The 17,854-nt window shown below is 38.7% G+C and carries 5 protein-coding genes; 4 read left to right on the forward strand and 1 reads right to left on the reverse strand.

Features of this window, described 5'->3' with window-relative positions; all coding sequences use genetic code 11:
• The 4 genes from J7604_RS11910 to J7604_RS11925 all read left to right on the forward strand — a co-directional run.
• The coding region (locus J7604_RS11910; RefSeq protein WP_293896087.1) for a hypothetical protein at nucleotides 1–203 on the forward strand (203 nt) is incomplete at its 5' end.
• A gap of 631 nt (nucleotides 204–834) precedes the next feature.
• On the forward strand, nucleotides 835–1,470 hold the full coding sequence (locus tag J7604_RS11915) for a fibronectin type III domain-containing protein (RefSeq protein WP_293896090.1): 636 nt from the start codon (nucleotides 835–837) through the stop codon (nucleotides 1,468–1,470).
• A gap of 797 nt (nucleotides 1,471–2,267) precedes the next feature.
• Nucleotides 2,268–2,477: a GIY-YIG nuclease family protein gene (locus tag J7604_RS11920; RefSeq protein ID WP_367113565.1), complete on the forward strand. Its 210-nt coding sequence runs from the start codon at nucleotides 2,268–2,270 to the stop codon at nucleotides 2,475–2,477.
• 789 nt (nucleotides 2,478–3,266) lie between these two features.
• Nucleotides 3,267–8,195 carry a T9SS type A sorting domain-containing protein gene (locus J7604_RS11925; protein ID WP_293896093.1) on the forward strand — a complete coding sequence of 1,643 codons (4,929 nt, stop codon included), beginning with the start codon at nucleotides 3,267–3,269 and terminating at the stop codon, nucleotides 8,193–8,195.
• 505 nt (nucleotides 8,196–8,700) lie between these two features.
• Here the strand turns inward: J7604_RS11925 and J7604_RS11930 are convergent.
• On the reverse strand, nucleotides 8,701–17,847 hold the full coding sequence (locus tag J7604_RS11930; protein WP_293896096.1) for a neuraminidase-like domain-containing protein: 9,147 nt from the start codon (nucleotides 17,845–17,847) through the stop codon (nucleotides 8,701–8,703).
• Between the last annotated feature and the right edge of the window lie 7 nt (nucleotides 17,848–17,854).

Raw genomic sequence — 17,854 nt, forward strand, 5'->3', positions numbered from 1 at the left:
ATAATATCACTGGTAACTTTCAAAAGTGTCAGGTCGAAAGACCTGACATCACAGGAAGATGGGCAAAGATGAAAAACCAGAAATTCAGAGGGGTTAAGAAGAAATTATTAATGATTGATGAAGTTTACCTCTGCTCCATCATTAGCTTCCGTGATGTCGGATCTTTCGATCCGACACTTCGTTCAATTGATATTGAGATATAATATCACTGGTAACTTTCAAAAGTGTCAGGTCGAAAGACCTGACATCACAGGGAATAACGTTCATGTATGTAACACTTCACACAAAGAAATAATGATTTTAATGAAGAGGCTTCCTTTTGCCAGCTTGTAATTTCATTTTTCAAACTTGAATTTTCAATTTACAAGACTGTAATCCCAATTTGCAAGATTGTAATTTCGATTTGCATGCTTGTAATTCCAGTTTACATACTTGTAATTTCAATTTACATGTTTGTAATTTCAATTTGCAAGACTGTAATTTCAGTTTACAAGCTTGTAATTCTGATTTGCAAGACTGTAATTCTTATTTACAAGTAATAAAATTGTTTTTTTACTTACCTGGATGAATATAATTTTATGCTTTTTTAAAATTTCAGATAGGTGAAAGAGATATTTATTCTGAAATTGATTTTGTCATAGATATTTTTTTTCTTATTTATTTTCTATTTTTTCTTATATACAAGTAGAGTTTGCTTTCGTCTAGGAAAAATCATAAAAGCATCTGATATCTAAACAGATGCAGTAAAATATTTTTCAAAAATTTCTTGCATTTGATTAACAATATATAAATTTTTGTCCCATCAATTTTTTAACAACAAAAAACAATCAGCTAATGACAACCGCTAAAAAAGCAAAGGTTAAGCTTAACCTTAGAGGATCTTCAGTAGAAGAAAAACTTACTCTCGCCAGACAAATTGTACAGGCACTTACAGCAAACGAACAATTCCCTTCACCCATTCCATCACTGGAAACAGTGGGTTCTGCTATTGGGGAATTGGAAAAAGCACATGCAGATGTAAAGCTAGCCCGACAAACCCTTTCAACCAAGTACAGTATTTTAGATGACAAATCATCAGAGCTTGATGCTGTACTGAATCAATTAGGTGCTTATGTAGAAAGCACGGCAAAGGGAGATGAAACCAAAATTAAGCTGGCGGGAATGAGCGTAAAAGCTTCAAAGACTCCTGCAGGAATTCCTTCTGCACCGGAAGGCTTATTGGCTGTGGCAGCCAATGAAAAGGAAATAGAACTTTCCTGGGATTCGGTAAAAGGTGCCAAAAGTTACATAGTACAACTTACATCAGATTTGAGCAAAGATGATAGCTGGACTGTGGCCATTGTTTCAACCAAGTCCAGAACTACTATAAAGAATCTGGAAAGCGGAAAAAAATATTGGTTTAAAGTGGCTGCAGTAGGTGCAGCAGGTCAAAGTGCGTGGAGTGATCCGGCAACTAAATATGCTATCTAATCAGCAAGTGCCGGAGTTCTATTCATGAATGATTTTTTAGAAAGCTTCATCATCCGGCACAAAGTTTCTTAAGTATTTTGAGTTTTTGATAACCTGAGTATTGGCGGGCCGCTGAAAGATAAGTCCATTACATTTGTGCACAGATTTGTAATCGGACTTATCATCTCAGGTTTTATTATCATAGTTAACTTAACGATGCTTGAATAATACCATTATCAAATATTTGCTTCATTCCTTTTGACAACTCAGATGCTTCACAAGTTCAGCATGACAAAGCCTGGCTTTGAGAATATGCTCATCTTTGTCATCCTGAGCCTTGCGAAGGATCTGATAGTTATAAAATAAATTGGCAATATCGATTAAGAGTCTGCCAGATCGTTCATGTTCAATTCATTTTGAAAGCTCAGATGTTTCGCATGCTCAACATGACAAACCTTGGCTTTGAGATTGAAAGTACGTCTCTCTTTGTCATCCTGAGCCTTGCGGAGGATTTAATAGTCATAAAATAGTTTTGCAATATCGATTAAGAGTCTGCCAGATGGATCAAGTAAATTCTTTTTGAAAGCTCAGATGTTTCGCAAGCTCAACATGACAAAGCCTTGGCTTTGAGATTGAGAGTACTTCTTTCTTTGTCATCCTGAGCCTTGCGGAGGATCTGAATTATAATATCAGCTATACCAAAGCTACAAGTTTTTAAATTTAAATATTTTGAGAGATTATAATTTCTTCGTTTATATAACCACAAACCCGAAAAAGACGGTTTATATATCGGTGTTACAAATGACCTTTATACAAGAATGAATCAGCACTATGAGGATTGTAAGGGGAAAAAGAAAACCTTCGCCGGGAGATATTTTTGCTATAACCTTATTTATTTTGAAAGGCATTCTTATATTAATCATGCAATAGAAAGAGAAAAAGAAATAAAAGGATGGACAAGGGATAAAAAGGTAAAATTGATTGATGAATATAATCCTGGATGGAAGTTTCTGAATGATGATATTTAATTTTCCACTCCCCGGCTGGTATCTGCACCATAGCCGTCAACATAAAGAATCTTTACTTTATCGTGTTAAACTAGTAAAGCATCTGAGCTTTCCAAAAGAATTAAACTTGAGGTATCTTGCAGAATGCTAGTTTAAATAACAACTTATTTTGTATCTATCAGATCCTTCGCAGGGCTCAAGATGACAAAGAAAGATATACTCTCAAAGCCAAGTCTTGTCATGTTGAGCTTGCTAAACATCTGAGTTTCCAAAAGAATAAAAACTTACCTATCTGGCAGATTGATGATTGATATTGCAAGCTATTTTATATCTATCAGATCCTTCGCAGGGCTCAGGATGACAAAGAAAAATATGCTCTCAAAGCCAATCCTTGTCATGTTGAGCTTGCGAAACATCTGAGTTTCCAAAAGAATAAAAACTCACCTATCTGGCAGATTGATGATATTGCAAGCTATTTTGTATCTATCAGATCCTTCGCGGGACTCAGGATGACAAGGGAGCTGATTGTGATTTACTAAATAATAGAAAGTTGGCGGCTATGGTGTCTGCACCGGACAGAATCTATGATAATGATTTAACCTCAATTCCCTCCACCCTTAATATCAAGACCTTCGCAAGTTTAATCAACAAACAATAATACATTTAGTAACCCCCTAATTATTAAACCTTACCTAAAAATGACTAAAATTGGCTATTGTCTTCAGTTGCCTTCGGAGATACTTTTGGGGAGAAAATTTTAGTAAAATTTCAACACCTAATTTCTTTTCAAGATTTCCTAAACACTTTCTTATGAAAAAAAACAACTGCTTTTATTATTTAAAAGCATTATTTTCTTTTTCCCTGCTTCTATGGAGTGTAGCTGCATTTGCCCAGCCTAAAACAATAAATCTGTTGGGGACAGTTCCTGGTTCCGTGAATCCTAACCAGGAATATACTTTTCTGGTAGATGAAACAGGAATGAATATCTGTTTCAATACAGGTTCCTGGAACGTTGATGCGATTTCTGATCCACAGGCATTTGGAGTAGTAACCTCAATGAATAATGACAGACGAGCCAAGGTTATTTTTTACAATACTACAAACAGTCCTAAAACAGTAAGATTAAATTATACAGGACAAGGGTACAATGAATATGGGCAGTGTGGAATCCAGCTATCGGGTAGCTGGACTATCACGGTTGAAACATGTGCTTCGGCAATTATGCCTATTACAGGCGTTCTCTGTCCCAATGAGGCATTGAGTGCGTATTATACAGGAACCGGCTATACCTATGAATGGCAGGATGCACAAGGTACTCCGATAGCTGGTGCTACTTCCAATACCTTCCGTCCTGAGACACCTGGCTATTATCGTCTTAAAACAACGAATAGTTTAGGCTGCTCTTCCAATAATGTCATACAGGCTGCATTTCAAAACACTACCCCATCTTCCATCACTACTGCAGGTAACACAAATTTCTGTGATGGAAATAGTGTAGAATTGAATGCTAATACCGGAGCAGGCTTGAGTTATCAATGGTTTAATTCAAGCGGCGTCATTGCAAATGAAACTAGGTCTTCATATACAGCAACAGCATCCGGAGACTACTATGTTCAGGTTAAAAAAAATGATATATGTCCATCGAATTCACCATCGGTGCATGTGGTAGAATATACACCAGTGGCAACACCTGTTATCACTCCATCTGGCATTACTACATTTTGTTCCGGTAGTAGTGTTGTTCTTACAACCCAAAATCAAGGAAGCAATTTTACATATCAGTGGTTTAAAGACCAGGTTGCAATAAGTGGCCAAACAAATATATCTTATACAGCCACTGAGACCGGATCCTATACTGTTCAAGTAAGCAGCTCTGGCGGTTGCGGAAGTCAAACTTCTCTTCCCACTTCAGTTACAGTTTCGCCTTATCCTCTCACTGCAGTAATTAGAGCACAAGGACCTACTACTGTTTGTGCAGGGACGAGTGTAGTCCTGAGTACAGATCCGGTGGCAGGATGCACCTACCAATGGTACGGCCCCACAGGTAAGATAACGGGAGCAACGAACCTAACATATACTGTCACTACTGCTGGATGGTACAAAGTAATGGTTATATCTTCTTCTGGCTGTTCCAGCTTATCAGCAGGAATCCAAGTAATAATCCAACAAGTTCTCCCCACCAATATAAGCGATAATATTTCTATACAAAGTTGCTTTCCCGTTAGCCTTTCTTCAAAGTTAAACAATCCTGATTCTTACGGATCTATTTCTTTTCAATGGTACAAAAACGGAGCAGCTATCCCTAACGCAAACGGAAGTTCCTTTACCGCATCAGATGTCGGGACCTTCGATTATAATTATACAATAAATGGTACTTCTGTTTGCAATGGACAAATTGCTTTAACATCAGGTATCCAAACTGTAACCATTAATGACAATTTACCACTAAGACCATCATTAAAAAAATCACTCCAAAATGACTATACTTATAACATGTGCTCAGGAGGTTCAGTTGAATTAACTCTAAACAACCCTCCATCTCCGCCTGACTTTATTGTCATATGGTATAAATATTCGGGCCATGATTTAGTTTGGGATCAAGTAGGTACGGGTACAAGCTATCTAGCAACAACTACAGGTTATTACAGACCTCAATACAGTAACATGACTTGTGCAAATCCAAGAGAAATATACTGGTTACCACAGTATACTGATTATGCAGCTTTTACGGCTAACGTTATTATAAATTCCACAATACCAACAGCCGCAACAGTAGCTAGTGGGCCTCTTACTTTCTGCAAAGGCGGAAGCGTAACACTTACAGCAAATGCCGGCACAGATTTTTTGTATCAATGGACAAAAAATGATAATAATATTGCCGGTGCAACAACAAGAACTTATGTTGCAACTGAAACCGGAAATTATAAAGTGATTGTAAGTAATAATTGCAATCCATCCGCTACCTCCTCGCCTATTGCTGTACAGGCAAATGGTCCAACCGCTGTCATATCATATCCATCCGGAGCAAATACAACTTTTTGTGCAGGAGGAAGTATCACACTTCAGGCCAATACAGGAACTGGTCTAAGTTACCAATGGTACAAAAACGGTACAGCTATTACCTCAGCTACTTTATCTTCGTATACAGCTACAACCTCAGGAATGTATTCTGTAAAGGTTACTCAAAATGGTTGTTCAGCTACGGCACTTGCTGTTAAGGTTACTGTAAATGCAAACAGTCCTTCTGTATTAACAGCAAATCCACCAATCAGCAATACTGCAATCTGTGATGGATATTCATTAAAACTGACGTCCTCTGCAATCGGAGATGGCTTTATTTATCAATGGAATAATTCAGACGGCCCTATTGCCGGAGCTAATGAATCTCAATATTCTGTTACAAAAAATGGCAGCTATTCAGTTACTGTAAGTACAACCAACTGCGGTATTACTAAAACTTCAGCAGCGGTACCGGTTACCGTATATTCATTACCGAATAGCACTATACAGGTTACTGCAACTGATAGTGACCCTACAATCAGGGCAGCCAACACCATTGCCTATAATACGGCGGTGGCTCAGGATAAAACAATTGAACTATGCAGCGGTACTGTTATACTAAATGCACCTGCAGTTTCCGGAAACACATATCAATGGAGTAATTACGGATTTATTCAACCTGGCTCCTCCTCTACTTTCAAAGTAACAGAGTCAGGCAAATATAACGTTGAAATTACCGATATACATGGTTGTGTATCGAAATCATTTATCAATAGTAAACCTGCAAAGATTACTATTAATGATGCTACTATAAGCGCAAAAAACCTTGCATACTGCGTAGGTTCACAAATGGGGGCTGTATTGTCTGTTCCAAGCGATGTAATATCTGGCACTACATTTCAATGGTACCAGAATGAAATACCAATGAATGGAAAAGTAGGAAGAAGTATTACTGTTCAAGATCCTGGGAGTTATAATGTGACGTTCTCAAACTCTTGCGGAACCTATACTTCAATACCTATGATCGTAAAAAAAGCGATTTCATATCCCGGCCAATTTGTTGTCTCATGTCAACAAAAATTTAAACCTGGTCAAACTGCATCAGTATCTTATACGGCTTGTGGTGTGACAATAAAAACTCCAAATCGATGGATCGTCGAATTATCAAACCCTGAGGGAAGTTTTGCTTGTAATTCTACTGTTATAGCAATAGATTCTTCTGCCCAGAATGCAGGCCAACCTATAAGTAATATCATAGCCATAATTCCAGCCGATGTATTACCTGGCAACAAATACCGGATACGTGTGCGTAGTACTGTTACACCAACAATATGGGCAGAAAATGGATTTGACATTTCCATATTGGATGAACAAGGAAATCAAGTACCGGAGTCCCCTTATTACAATGACTTTCTCGTTCAATGGACCAATCACGGGTTAAATATATGGGGCCCACGCACAATGACTGGCCCGGAACTTTATTATGCAGGTGATTTTGACGCAGACGGAATAGAAGAATTATTGATCGGATCTCCTTTAACTGAATCTGCTTCACTTATTATGCTAAAATACGACCCAGTTCAAAAGGATTGGACAACTATCTGGTCAAATACTAGTACAACAGGCATTATTAATTTAAGAGATCAACTGGTAGTAGGTAATTTTGACGGACTTATCGGAGATGAAATTGTAGGCTATAAGAGTGGCTATGCAACCACGTTATTTAAATTCAACACTACTACAAAATTATTTGAATCTAAATGGAGCGATAATCCAAGCCATCCGATGCGCCCTTATATAAGTAAAATGTATGCTATTAATTTGAATGGTGATACCAAAGATGAAATTCTCGGGTGTGATTTTGGCAATGGAGGATGGACAACAACCTTCGAATGGACTGGATCTAATTTTGAGTGGCGCTGGTCTGACTACGGAGTTGTTTCATCAAACCCATTTAAAGACTATAGAGACAACTTAAGGATTGCAGACTTTGACGGAGATGGCGTTACAGAAATTATGATTTTTGGTTCATCTGCAATTATGTACCAACCTATATACATATCCTCTACTGGTAAATATACCTGGCAACAAAAATGGAGCAGTGGTACAACCAATAGAATCGGAAACTGGACTTACCCACTGGCCTCTACAGACAAAATCAGAATTTGCAATCTGGACGGAGATGCGAAACAGGAAATTTTATTCTATTCCATCAGTAACTCCAAAATAATGACTATGGATTACGATAATTCATTACAAAACTGGACGACACATTATCAGGTAAATTCTTACATAGGCAACTGGCCTACCAATCCTAATACAGGAACAGATTCTAAATATTTACTTGTAAAAGCACAAACACCAGGCATAGACAACTTAATAGCTCTTAGGAAAAATTGTGGAAAATTTGATGTAGCCATGTACAAACCAACAACAAGTACATTCAATTTCCGTACGGCATCTTCTGCAGATCCTATGAGTGAGTCAATTTCTATAATACAGGAATTGATGGTTTATCCAAACCCTTCTGCAAATTCATTTGACATAGATTTGAAAAATGGAAATTTAAAAACAGTATATATTTATAATTCTGTTGGGGATCTGGTATATACTGAGAATAACATACCAGATGGAAATCCTAGCATCCATATCAAAACATTGGAAAACGGAATGTATTTAGTGAAAGTGATTTCACAGGACAATACTGAATATAATTCTAAAGTTCTAATTACAAAATAATCGCGACAAGATACATGCATAAAAAAACTCTGCTGAAAACGGCAGAGTTTTTTTTATGCTTTAAAAATCTCTAGTGTTTAGAGGAATTTCTGTGATGCTAGGTCTTTCGACCTGACACTTTTGAAAGTTATCTGTGACATTATATTTCTGTGTCAATTGAACGAATTGTCGGATCAAAAGACCATGGCCGTCAACTTAGCAGAATCTTCTCTTTGTCATTCTGAGCCTGCGAAGAATCTGAGCTTTCAAAATGAATAAAGTTAAGCTATCTGGCAGAATGGTAGTTTAAATAACAATTTTTTTTGTGACTATCAGATCCTTCGCAGGGCTCAGGATGACAAAACAACCTATTGTCCTTTACAAAACAATGTTTAAGTTGACGGCTATGATCAAAAGATCCGATACCACGGAAAATAGTTAAAGCCAACCACCATTGGCAAAATATAATCGTGTTAAGTACACTACTTAACACGATTATAACTTTATCACAATCTCCACCAACCCATCAAACACATTGGTAATTCAATACAAAACCAATATCTTTTACTTCCGCTTCCGGAGCATCAACACCAGATTTTTTTATTGTTAAAGTAAAGTTACCAAGTCCGAAACCTGAAGGTAATGAGTCAAGATTATTCATATTATAACTGTTACCTGGTGTCAATGCAAAGCTTACTGTTGCTCCTCCATTAGATGTTAATTCCACTTCGTAACTATCTGTGCTGTTATTAAATGAGCCATAAATAGAAATTTTAGTAATTTCAATATCTCTGTTCTGAACAAAAAATGGCAGGTAATTTCTGGTAATTTCAAAATTCATAACATGCGCACCTTCGCCTGCAGGATAAAACATTTTGTGCCAATCCCTGGAGAATTCATGACGAAGGCTAAACAAGCGATTCAGTTCTAATCCGCTTGCATTCACCGTTGGTGCAACAGTTGACTGAATTAACCCTTTCAGGTAATTGTTCACTGTACCCTTTAGCGCACCATCTTCCCGGGCAGTGTAACGCACTGTAACAATTACATCACTGATGGTATTGTAATCAAACATGCGCAATTCAGCTTCTGTATTCAGCTCCAGTTGCCACTCTCCGAATGCACCACAACCTTCAAAAGGTAAGTAGCGTTCATCCCGGAAATTGAGATCAAATACACCGCTGTCGTTTTGCGCAGTGCTGGTTGCAATAGAATGGATTTTGGTAGTAACATGTCTGAAACGATCTTCTGCAGAATAATCTTCATAACCATAATTGGATTCGGAAGCAGTGAGACGAGTGGTGTGCTTCAGTAATTGCAACGTAGCATTGATAGAAGTATAAGGACCAGCGATGCATGGAATACTTATCGAAACCGATTTAATCCTTCTGAAAAAATGTCCAGGGAAATCCAGGTCGTAAAGCGCTTCTGGAACAATGAACGTGCAAGTTCCGTTAGAACGTAGATCCAGGATGGCCTGAGGACTAAGCATTAGTATGGAAATATGTTTCGTGATTTCCAGTTCACGATCGTTCTGATGATAATAGGAACTTTCCATTCTTCTCAAATCATACTGTAGTTTTTCTGCACTGAGCAAACCTTTTTTCAAGCTATCCCAATAACCGAATTGCACAAAGGAGGTATTTCCAAATTCGCCCAATTCGTATTGATAGCATTGTTCGGCTTTTTTGGCCAGATCAAAAGCCAGCTGATAGCTTTGAAAATACACGGTTGAAAGTTGCCCGATCATCCAGTCATACAATTGCTGGTTGGTAAACTTACTGCGCATAAATTCATCAGCTTCCTTGCTGTTTTCAATTTGCAGTTGCTGGTTCAGCACCTCTTTTTCTGCAATAGCAAGTTTTATTTCAGTAGAAATAATTTGTTTTTCTATTTGTTCCAGTTCCTTTTCTGCTGTACTCGTCTGGAATTGCCAATCGTCCATTCTGCGTGAATACCCTCCAAGTGTCCCGGCCATAGAGCCTTGCGCATTATTAATGGCGGAGAAAATTCCCATATAAGTACTAATGGCATTCATCATAGCCCCTAAATTATCGCCTCCCCAGGTTACGCCCATTGAAGTAGGAGCTCCTATTTTTAAATTCGGTATAGCTGAAAGAACACCGCCTATGGTGCTAATGCCTCCCTGAATCATTGAGAAAATCATTCCGGTCTGTATACTCATGAGTTGCTGTGATTCATGTATATTCATGAATTCACGCGAACTATAGTAATTGTATTTAAGCTGAGTAACTTCTTTAGAAAGGTTGATACTTTCTAATTGTACTTTAGCATCGTCCACTTGTTTCTTTTTCATTTCCAGAACTGCATTCAGTAGTTTCAGCTCATGACCGGAGCGCAACAAAGCAAAGGCTTCTGCATCTCTTTTTTCCAAAGCCTGTAATAATGCTGCACCCAGGCTTTTTACTTCATTGGAAAACTCCATTGCTTTTTGCAGCATAAAATTGAAGCGGTAATGAGGTAAGGCAACATTCATATCGCTGAGTATACTGCTCAGATCCATTCCGGCTGCTGCAGCGCGAACCAGCATAGCAGGATCGATCGGCGGTTCGAATAGTGGCAGTGTACGCACTACCCCTTTTATATTCATGCTATTACGAATTTTAAAGAGACGGTCCGCTACGGCGTCCCAGTATTTCATCAAAAATTCATTACGCGGCACATCGAAATAGAACATTTTCCCCAACGCATTACTACTTCCGGATCCACTGCCGGAAGCGGAAGGAGCTGATGGAGCAAGCATGGTTTCAATGGTCACCAGGGCATTCGAAAACGGATCGAGCTCATCTTTGATCTCATCAAAAGTTGTATCATCATGTTCGGCCCTGGGTGGAATTAGCTGTGGTCTTTCGCCCAGAATTTTCGAAGCCATAATGTACAGGTTGGTTGCTTCATTAATGGCTTCAATAGTATCACGATTAAATAAATTATCAGCCCAGGCAATCAGATTATCAAGATATTTCATTACTACATTTTTCATGTATGCGCTTAAACGCATGCGGGCAATAACGTGAGGCATGAATGGATTTTTCATCCATTTATTAACCTGTGCCGATAGCTCTGTTTCATTGCGTAACAGATCATCAAGTGTTTCAATTTCAGAACCTGCTTCGTCATAGAATGGCTTAAACTGCCAGAAACGTTTTTTATCTCCTCCTTCACTTTGTGTGGGATCAAAAATATAATGAAACCATTCCCTTGCTTCTTCAAATCGCTGATCGTCTTTTAGCCTGCATGCGATAAGCATAGGCACATGAAAAAACAACTCCCAGTTGTATTGTGAATAAGCACTGCCATATGTGAAATCAACTTCGCTGGTTGGATATGGCGTTGATACCAATTTGGTTGGGTCATAAATAGTTTTGAATGAAATGGTATCAGGTTGGGTTTGTACACCTCGTGTCAGCAGACCATCAACGCCCAGCTTGTATAATTCTTTGATGAATGTTTTTACATGTGAATGGTAAAATGTGCTGAATGCAAAACGATCTTCTTCTTTGTATTTTAATCTCATACTGTTAGCATTGGACAGCAACATGATTTTCGGATTAGATCCATACATAGGAATAGTGTCCCTATATCCGGAGTCCGCTAAAGAATTGTTTTTTATACTTCGTAAAGCCTTGGGCTGGACAGTAGTGGCAGTGTTTTCTAATTCCATTGTTTCATTTCCATGCAGATTAACAGTGGCATATTTGAATTCTATGGTTTGTGCTTTCCGGACTTTTCTGGGTAGGTCATTTTTGATCTGCAATGGCTCCCTGAAATATTCATCGATGGAAACACCAGGATTAATTATAGGACCTTCCGGATCTTGAATGGGGTTGTAGGTATAATAGCCTCCCCAGTTGTTCTGAATTGCGCTATACCAATTGTTGATCCCGAAATCCTGCGTTGAAAGCATTGGAATATTTACCACGCTATGTTTTGCATAAAAAGTTTGGTCTTTGTCCTGAAAGAAGAAAGCCCCCGGAATACTGTGCGGACCAGTTGAAGGAACGATAAGTTTAAACCTATCGCCGTTCCCTTTCTCCAGTATTTTCAAATGTTCTGTACTCACAATATAGCCGCCATCAATATCATCGTGATCAATTTTTATTGAAAGCGGACCATCCACATTCAGAGAAACTTCCATTTCATTCTTGGTATCAGTTCCCTCAAACCCCACCCATATCAAAGGATTTCCGCCAAGAAAGGTCTCTGAATTTGATAAGAAAGGTTCTTCGGAAGTATTGTTAAATACAAATGCGCTTTCACTTCCGGAAAAATCTCCACCTACCAAAAGATGTAGCTTTGAGTCTTGAACAGATGCCTCTAGCTGGCACCCTGATCTTATGCTTTCAAGACTTGCAATGGTTTCAACGTGTTGAGAAGTAATGAAATTTTTAGAGAGCCGTTTTGCAGTCCAATTGTTTTTTCTGTATTCACTCCAGGCAGCCTGTACTTTCCAAAACTTCGGTGCAGGATCTGTAAGGTCTGCAGATTCCTCCGACCCCTGAACAAAAAACAGCCAGAACAAACAAAGTTTGCGATTAAAAATAACTGGAACAATATGGTTGCCATCCACATCAATTTCCAGTTTCAACCAGGCTGTCCATTCTCCGTTTTCAAGCGTACGGTGGTAGTAACGATGTGGATTGGAAGAAGTACGTGCAAATACGTGCAGGATATCAATATCATCTTCATCCTCCAGATCAGTTTCCAATTGATGATACATACCAACAACTTCCAGCCGTGCCACTTCGTCGAGCTGGTTCAGGTAGTAATGAAAGGCATCTTCAACATTGTCTGTATTCAATTCGTTTTGTTTGAGTTGCGTCTCAAGGTCTTTGAAAAATGGAGATTTGTCTTCACGCAATTCCGGTTCCAGCCAGTTCTCCGGATATAAGAATATCTTACGATTGGCTTCCCATATACGGTAAATCTTTCTCCATTCCTTCCACTCTTCAACCTGACCACCTTCCAACTTCAGAGCAGGAGCAGTAAGATTAGAATTCGCATGCTCCAGATTAAGTAGTACACGATCGACGTACAACTGTACACTACAAATTGCCTGTTTGATGCGGGAGGTCATGCTGATAGGTTTCATTTCCACATCAATCAGAAAATACTCGTACAATTCATCACTGTTCTTCCAGCGCTCAAAAGAAGAAGTAGAAGGATTGTAATTAGCATGGGTTACCACATAGGCCACGAGTGCTCTGCGTTGTTTTTCACGCAGATCATCACGTAATGCTTTTGCAAGCTTAAGCCATTGTGCTTCGTCATATTTTGCTTTTGCTGCATTTTTGATTGCATCGGAAACATCGTTATTAAAATCTGCCACAATTGCAGATTGAATAAGTGCAGTATTTAATCCGATGCGATTTATAGTAGTGAGGCAATTTTTTATTTGTAAAATCAGATCGCCATTAACAAAACCAGCAGGGAAATTTGTTCTGAGAATACCGGCATTAGTGGTTGTAGATCCATTGCCAACCAGGGCTTCTAAAGTTATTCTATCCCAATTGGTGCGTGCGCAGAGATCATCAAGCCATTTTGTCTTATCAGGATTAGAAATGGAATGTAATACGATATAAAAATAATCAGGTGTTCCCACTGGCATGGTATCCCGTCCTTTGATAAGGTTTACCAGAGTTTCAAATAAAGTAAAATTACCTGCTGTGGCTGTAACAGGAAGAACCGCAAGATTGATACAAAGCATGGATGCATGATGCTTCAGTATATTCTCCAGGTCAGTATCACTCAGTTTAAGTTTATTGATAACAGAAGCAATTTTTTCAAGCCGTATACAATCATCAAACAAAGTTGGTACAGCAGCTAACGTGACATCGGCTGTTGGATTGGATCGGACGAAGATCGGTTCATAGTCCTTTGGATTCTGAGGATCCGAAGAATCTATGTATGTTTTAAGGAAATTGGAAGAAGAGAAATCATCGGCACGAAAATCTTCCACTACCATTGCTGTGGGATTGCTGATTCCCCTTACATAGGTTTGTATTAATAACCCTGCAGCCGTGGCAGAAATTTTTAGTTTCTCTGAAAATTTCTGCACAATGGTATTCCGCTGCTCATCGGCTGATGAAGTTTCAATAGCACGTACCGCACTTCTCAATTCTGACAGGAAGACACTGAGAGAGGCATCTAGTGGAGCTACTCCCGTTTCTTCCAGGTAATCGTGGTTCAATAAATAGTTGATCTGATCAATGCTGAAACCGGAAGTTTTCACCGTTTCTGCTTTTAACAGAAAGGAGAATGTCGCAACCGGAGAAGCAAAAGGATCTGCACCGATGATTTTTTTCAGTGAAAGGAAATCTTTTATACTCAGTTTTAATTTTTTGGAGAGTAGCGTATATCTATATAAGATACTGAGATTGCTCAATATTAAATTATTATCAAGTAATTCAGTTTTCAGATAACCATAGTCTTCATCGCTGATCTGCAATGCCGATACTATGGTCGCGATATGATCATCCAGTAATCCAGTCAGTGCAGCTGGGTTCTCAAATGCGGGATCCACAGGATTGAGTACAGCCTTATTGCTGAATAACTTTTTATATAGTGAAACAACAGGAGGATAATTGTCTTTAAAATAATCAGTATACGATGTAACGCCAATAGTACTCCAAAAAATAAGCGTAGATTCAATGGAAAGCTTGAGCTGCTTCGATAAGAAATAGGTTTGTGAGATTTTGCTCAGGTTGATTTTGTTTTGAGCGATGTTGCCTCCGAAATCTATATTGAATGTTACGCAGGCTTTGTCAAGGTCAAACATCGTCCAGCCCAGCTTTCTCCATAGACGTAAGAAGCGATGAATTTTCTGTAAGTGATTGGTAGTAACACCTGTCAATTTGAGATTATTCAATTCACAGCTAGCATTGTCTCCGTTTATGGAAACAATAGCGATTGCCCTCATCGGATTTCCGGAGCCATCTGTTCCTGTAATAGGATTAATAGTATCACATAGTAAAAGCGTGAGGAGCTCTTTATAAATTAAATCTGATTGTTGCAGAAAGACATCCACGCGGCTTGTAACAGCAGTTTCCCAATTTCCTCCAGTAATTTGTTTACTTGAATCGGCAGGATCTGTCAGAGCCTTATATCCGCTGGATTTATCGAAACCATAAAAATTCCACAACCCGGAATTTGCACTACCATCGCCAGCGGTTTCGCCAGAAAGAATTCTTGCTTCTTGCAGTGTTAAATTCAAGCGTTCCATGTTGATTTCAAAATTATCAAATGCCGCCTCTTTAGAACCTGCAAAGAAGCTGTTCATCAACTGCCACTTCTCAATACCTAAATGTTTCAGGTAAATACGCGCTTCTTCCACCGGCAGATTAAAAGGTAATGCTTGTGGGTATACTGCTGATTTTAATTCTGCATAAGCTTCATAATTAATATGTTCAGGGTTTGCTGCCAGCTCTTTTGCCTGCCAGCTGGTTTGATAAGAATCGGGAACTGTAACAGGAACACTTTTGTGGGTGAGAATAAAATTCTCCAGCAATTCATTCACAAGGTCCACATACGGAAGTGGAGTGTTCGTATTTTCACAGGTGAGTTCTATATGCACCAAATCAGGTCTTCTGCGAATAAGCTCATTATATACATCAGGCGTACGACTATAGAGGAAATTCAGAATATCGGTATAGTAAGCTGCAGGACTGAATACAGAAGTACAATGCTCACATTCGCAGGAATCCAATGTACCAAACATAGTTCGCAGTGTGGGCGCCGAAACAGGATTAGGTGTAGTAGTAGTGTGAAAAGAAAGATTTGGATGAGTGACAGACCAATATAGGGCTGATTCCATAAAACTCTTTTCAGCTTGCTTGTATATCTTTCGGGCACTTTCAGTGCTGCCGATACTTTGAGAATAGGTATTAATAAAAGTGTTTTCAGGCAGAGAAACAATGTTGTGAGCCGAATCCATGTTGTCGGATTTCAACAGACTCATGGTTTTGAAATCAGTAGTATAGGCACTTAGACGTTGAATACTCTGAAGTTCCGAAACCAAAAGTGTTTTGTCTTTGATTCCGTTAAAATTAAATCCCGAATTGTCTTCTGTTAAAGAAATTGTAGAAGTTTTTTTAAGATCAAAAGAAGGATTGTTGCCGAAGAAATGCAGGAGATCTGTTTGAGTTGATTTAAAAGCAGAGTCATGATTTTTGGGCATCGATAATTTTCCAAAGAAAGAATGAGTAGGAAAATTTTGTTCTATGATTTTCGCCATTCTCCCCGCATACATTTTTATACGTTCGTCTTCGCTTTCTGCTTCGATGAATGTGGGCACCACAGACTTGTTTTTCTGCTTTGTCAGACTATTCAGCATGTAAGTCCAGTCTTCTTCGTCAAGAGACGCCAAGTCATAAAAAACAGACGAGGACCCATGACTCCGGTTTACCAATGCTTCCATTACATCCGTTTGATTGGCGGTGAGTGCGCCGAGTTTCAATACATCTTGAATTTTCTGTGCACTTTCTTTATCACCTGAAATTTTCTCCAGATCATTCCAGAAATCTGAAATACTTCCTTCGTGACTAAGGTAAGCGGTGAATATTTTCTTCTGAGTAGGTTTGTCTTTTATGGCAATAGACAACAGCTGGCTGAGAGAAGCATCCATTTTTTGAGGCACTTCATCCAATGCTTTATCCACAATGTAATCGTTCCATATACTCACCATTTGCTGAACTGATGCAGCAACCTTGTCTGAGATATAATTTGACTCTGCGGCTTTTTTTATCGCCTCTCCTATTTCATCGCCATTTTTTGAAGAAAGGTTTTTGGGGTTGGTTGGTAAGCCTTGTTTAAATAATCCATAAAATGCTTCTGCAGGAATTGTAGTTTCTTTCTCCAACTCATTGGCACGGAGCCAGTGAAACGTATCTCTGGGTTCTAAACCAGTTTGTCTTGCAACAAAGTGTACATCCTCTACAGTGAGCGGTTTTTCGTTCCCTCCAGCATTTAATTGCTCAAAATAATTCTTAAGTTCTGGCTGGCGTAAGGTAAAAACCGGAGCACCTTTATATTGAACTTCTCGGATAATAAAATCGTGTGAAACCAATCCCGTAGTATTGAAGATCACTTCTGAAGTGACAAGCAGTTTACCTTCTTCATTTATGACCTCAAGGATGAAGCCTGTATTCTTCGGGAGTCCCTGAATAGTGATGGAATAAATACCCTGTTTATCTGTAACCGTTTCAGATAACTTCTTTTTATCGCGGAGCAATTTTTCACTCAATACAACTTTTATATTTTCAACAGCATTTCCTGTACTGTGCTTTACAGTGCCTTTGAAAGTTGCAGATGAAGAATCTTCGAGAGATTCAATATCATACGACTTTATTGGTAATACAATTTCTATTGGCTGAGCTTCATTATGAACATTCCATAACACGGAATTTCTAGTATCATGAATGAGCTTACCTTTTAAAAATATTTTGAAATAGATATCAGGATCACGATCATTAAAAAATTCCTTATAGCGTTCCGCTGAGAAAGTGAGCGTAAATTTTCCTTCCTTGTTGCTGGTAGATTCTGCTAGAAAATCATCAACAAGTATATCCTTATCCCAGGCCTCTATGCTGAGATTAGCTAGAGCCTGTTGTGTGCTATCCTTTAACGAGCCCGTGATGGTGTAAACTTGCTTTGTCATGTTTTTG

It is taken from the genome of Sporocytophaga sp., from assembly GCF_017745095.1.
Lineage (GTDB): Bacteria > Bacteroidota > Bacteroidia > Cytophagales > Cytophagaceae > Sporocytophaga.

Bases quoted from the DNA above. Each gene is read 5' to 3' on its own strand.
- J7604_RS11925 (WP_293896093.1), top strand. From the start codon at position 3,267: ATGAAAAAAAACAACTGCTTTTATTATTTAAAAGCATTATTTTCTTTT.
- J7604_RS11920 (WP_367113565.1), top strand. From the start codon at position 2,268: ATGAATCAGCACTATGAGGATTGTAAGGGGAAAAAGAAAACCTTCGCC.
- J7604_RS11930 (WP_293896096.1), bottom strand. From the start codon at position 17,847: ATGACAAAGCAAGTTTACACCATCACGGGCTCGTTAAAGGATAGCACA.
- J7604_RS11915 (WP_293896090.1), top strand. From the start codon at position 835: ATGACAACCGCTAAAAAAGCAAAGGTTAAGCTTAACCTTAGAGGATCT.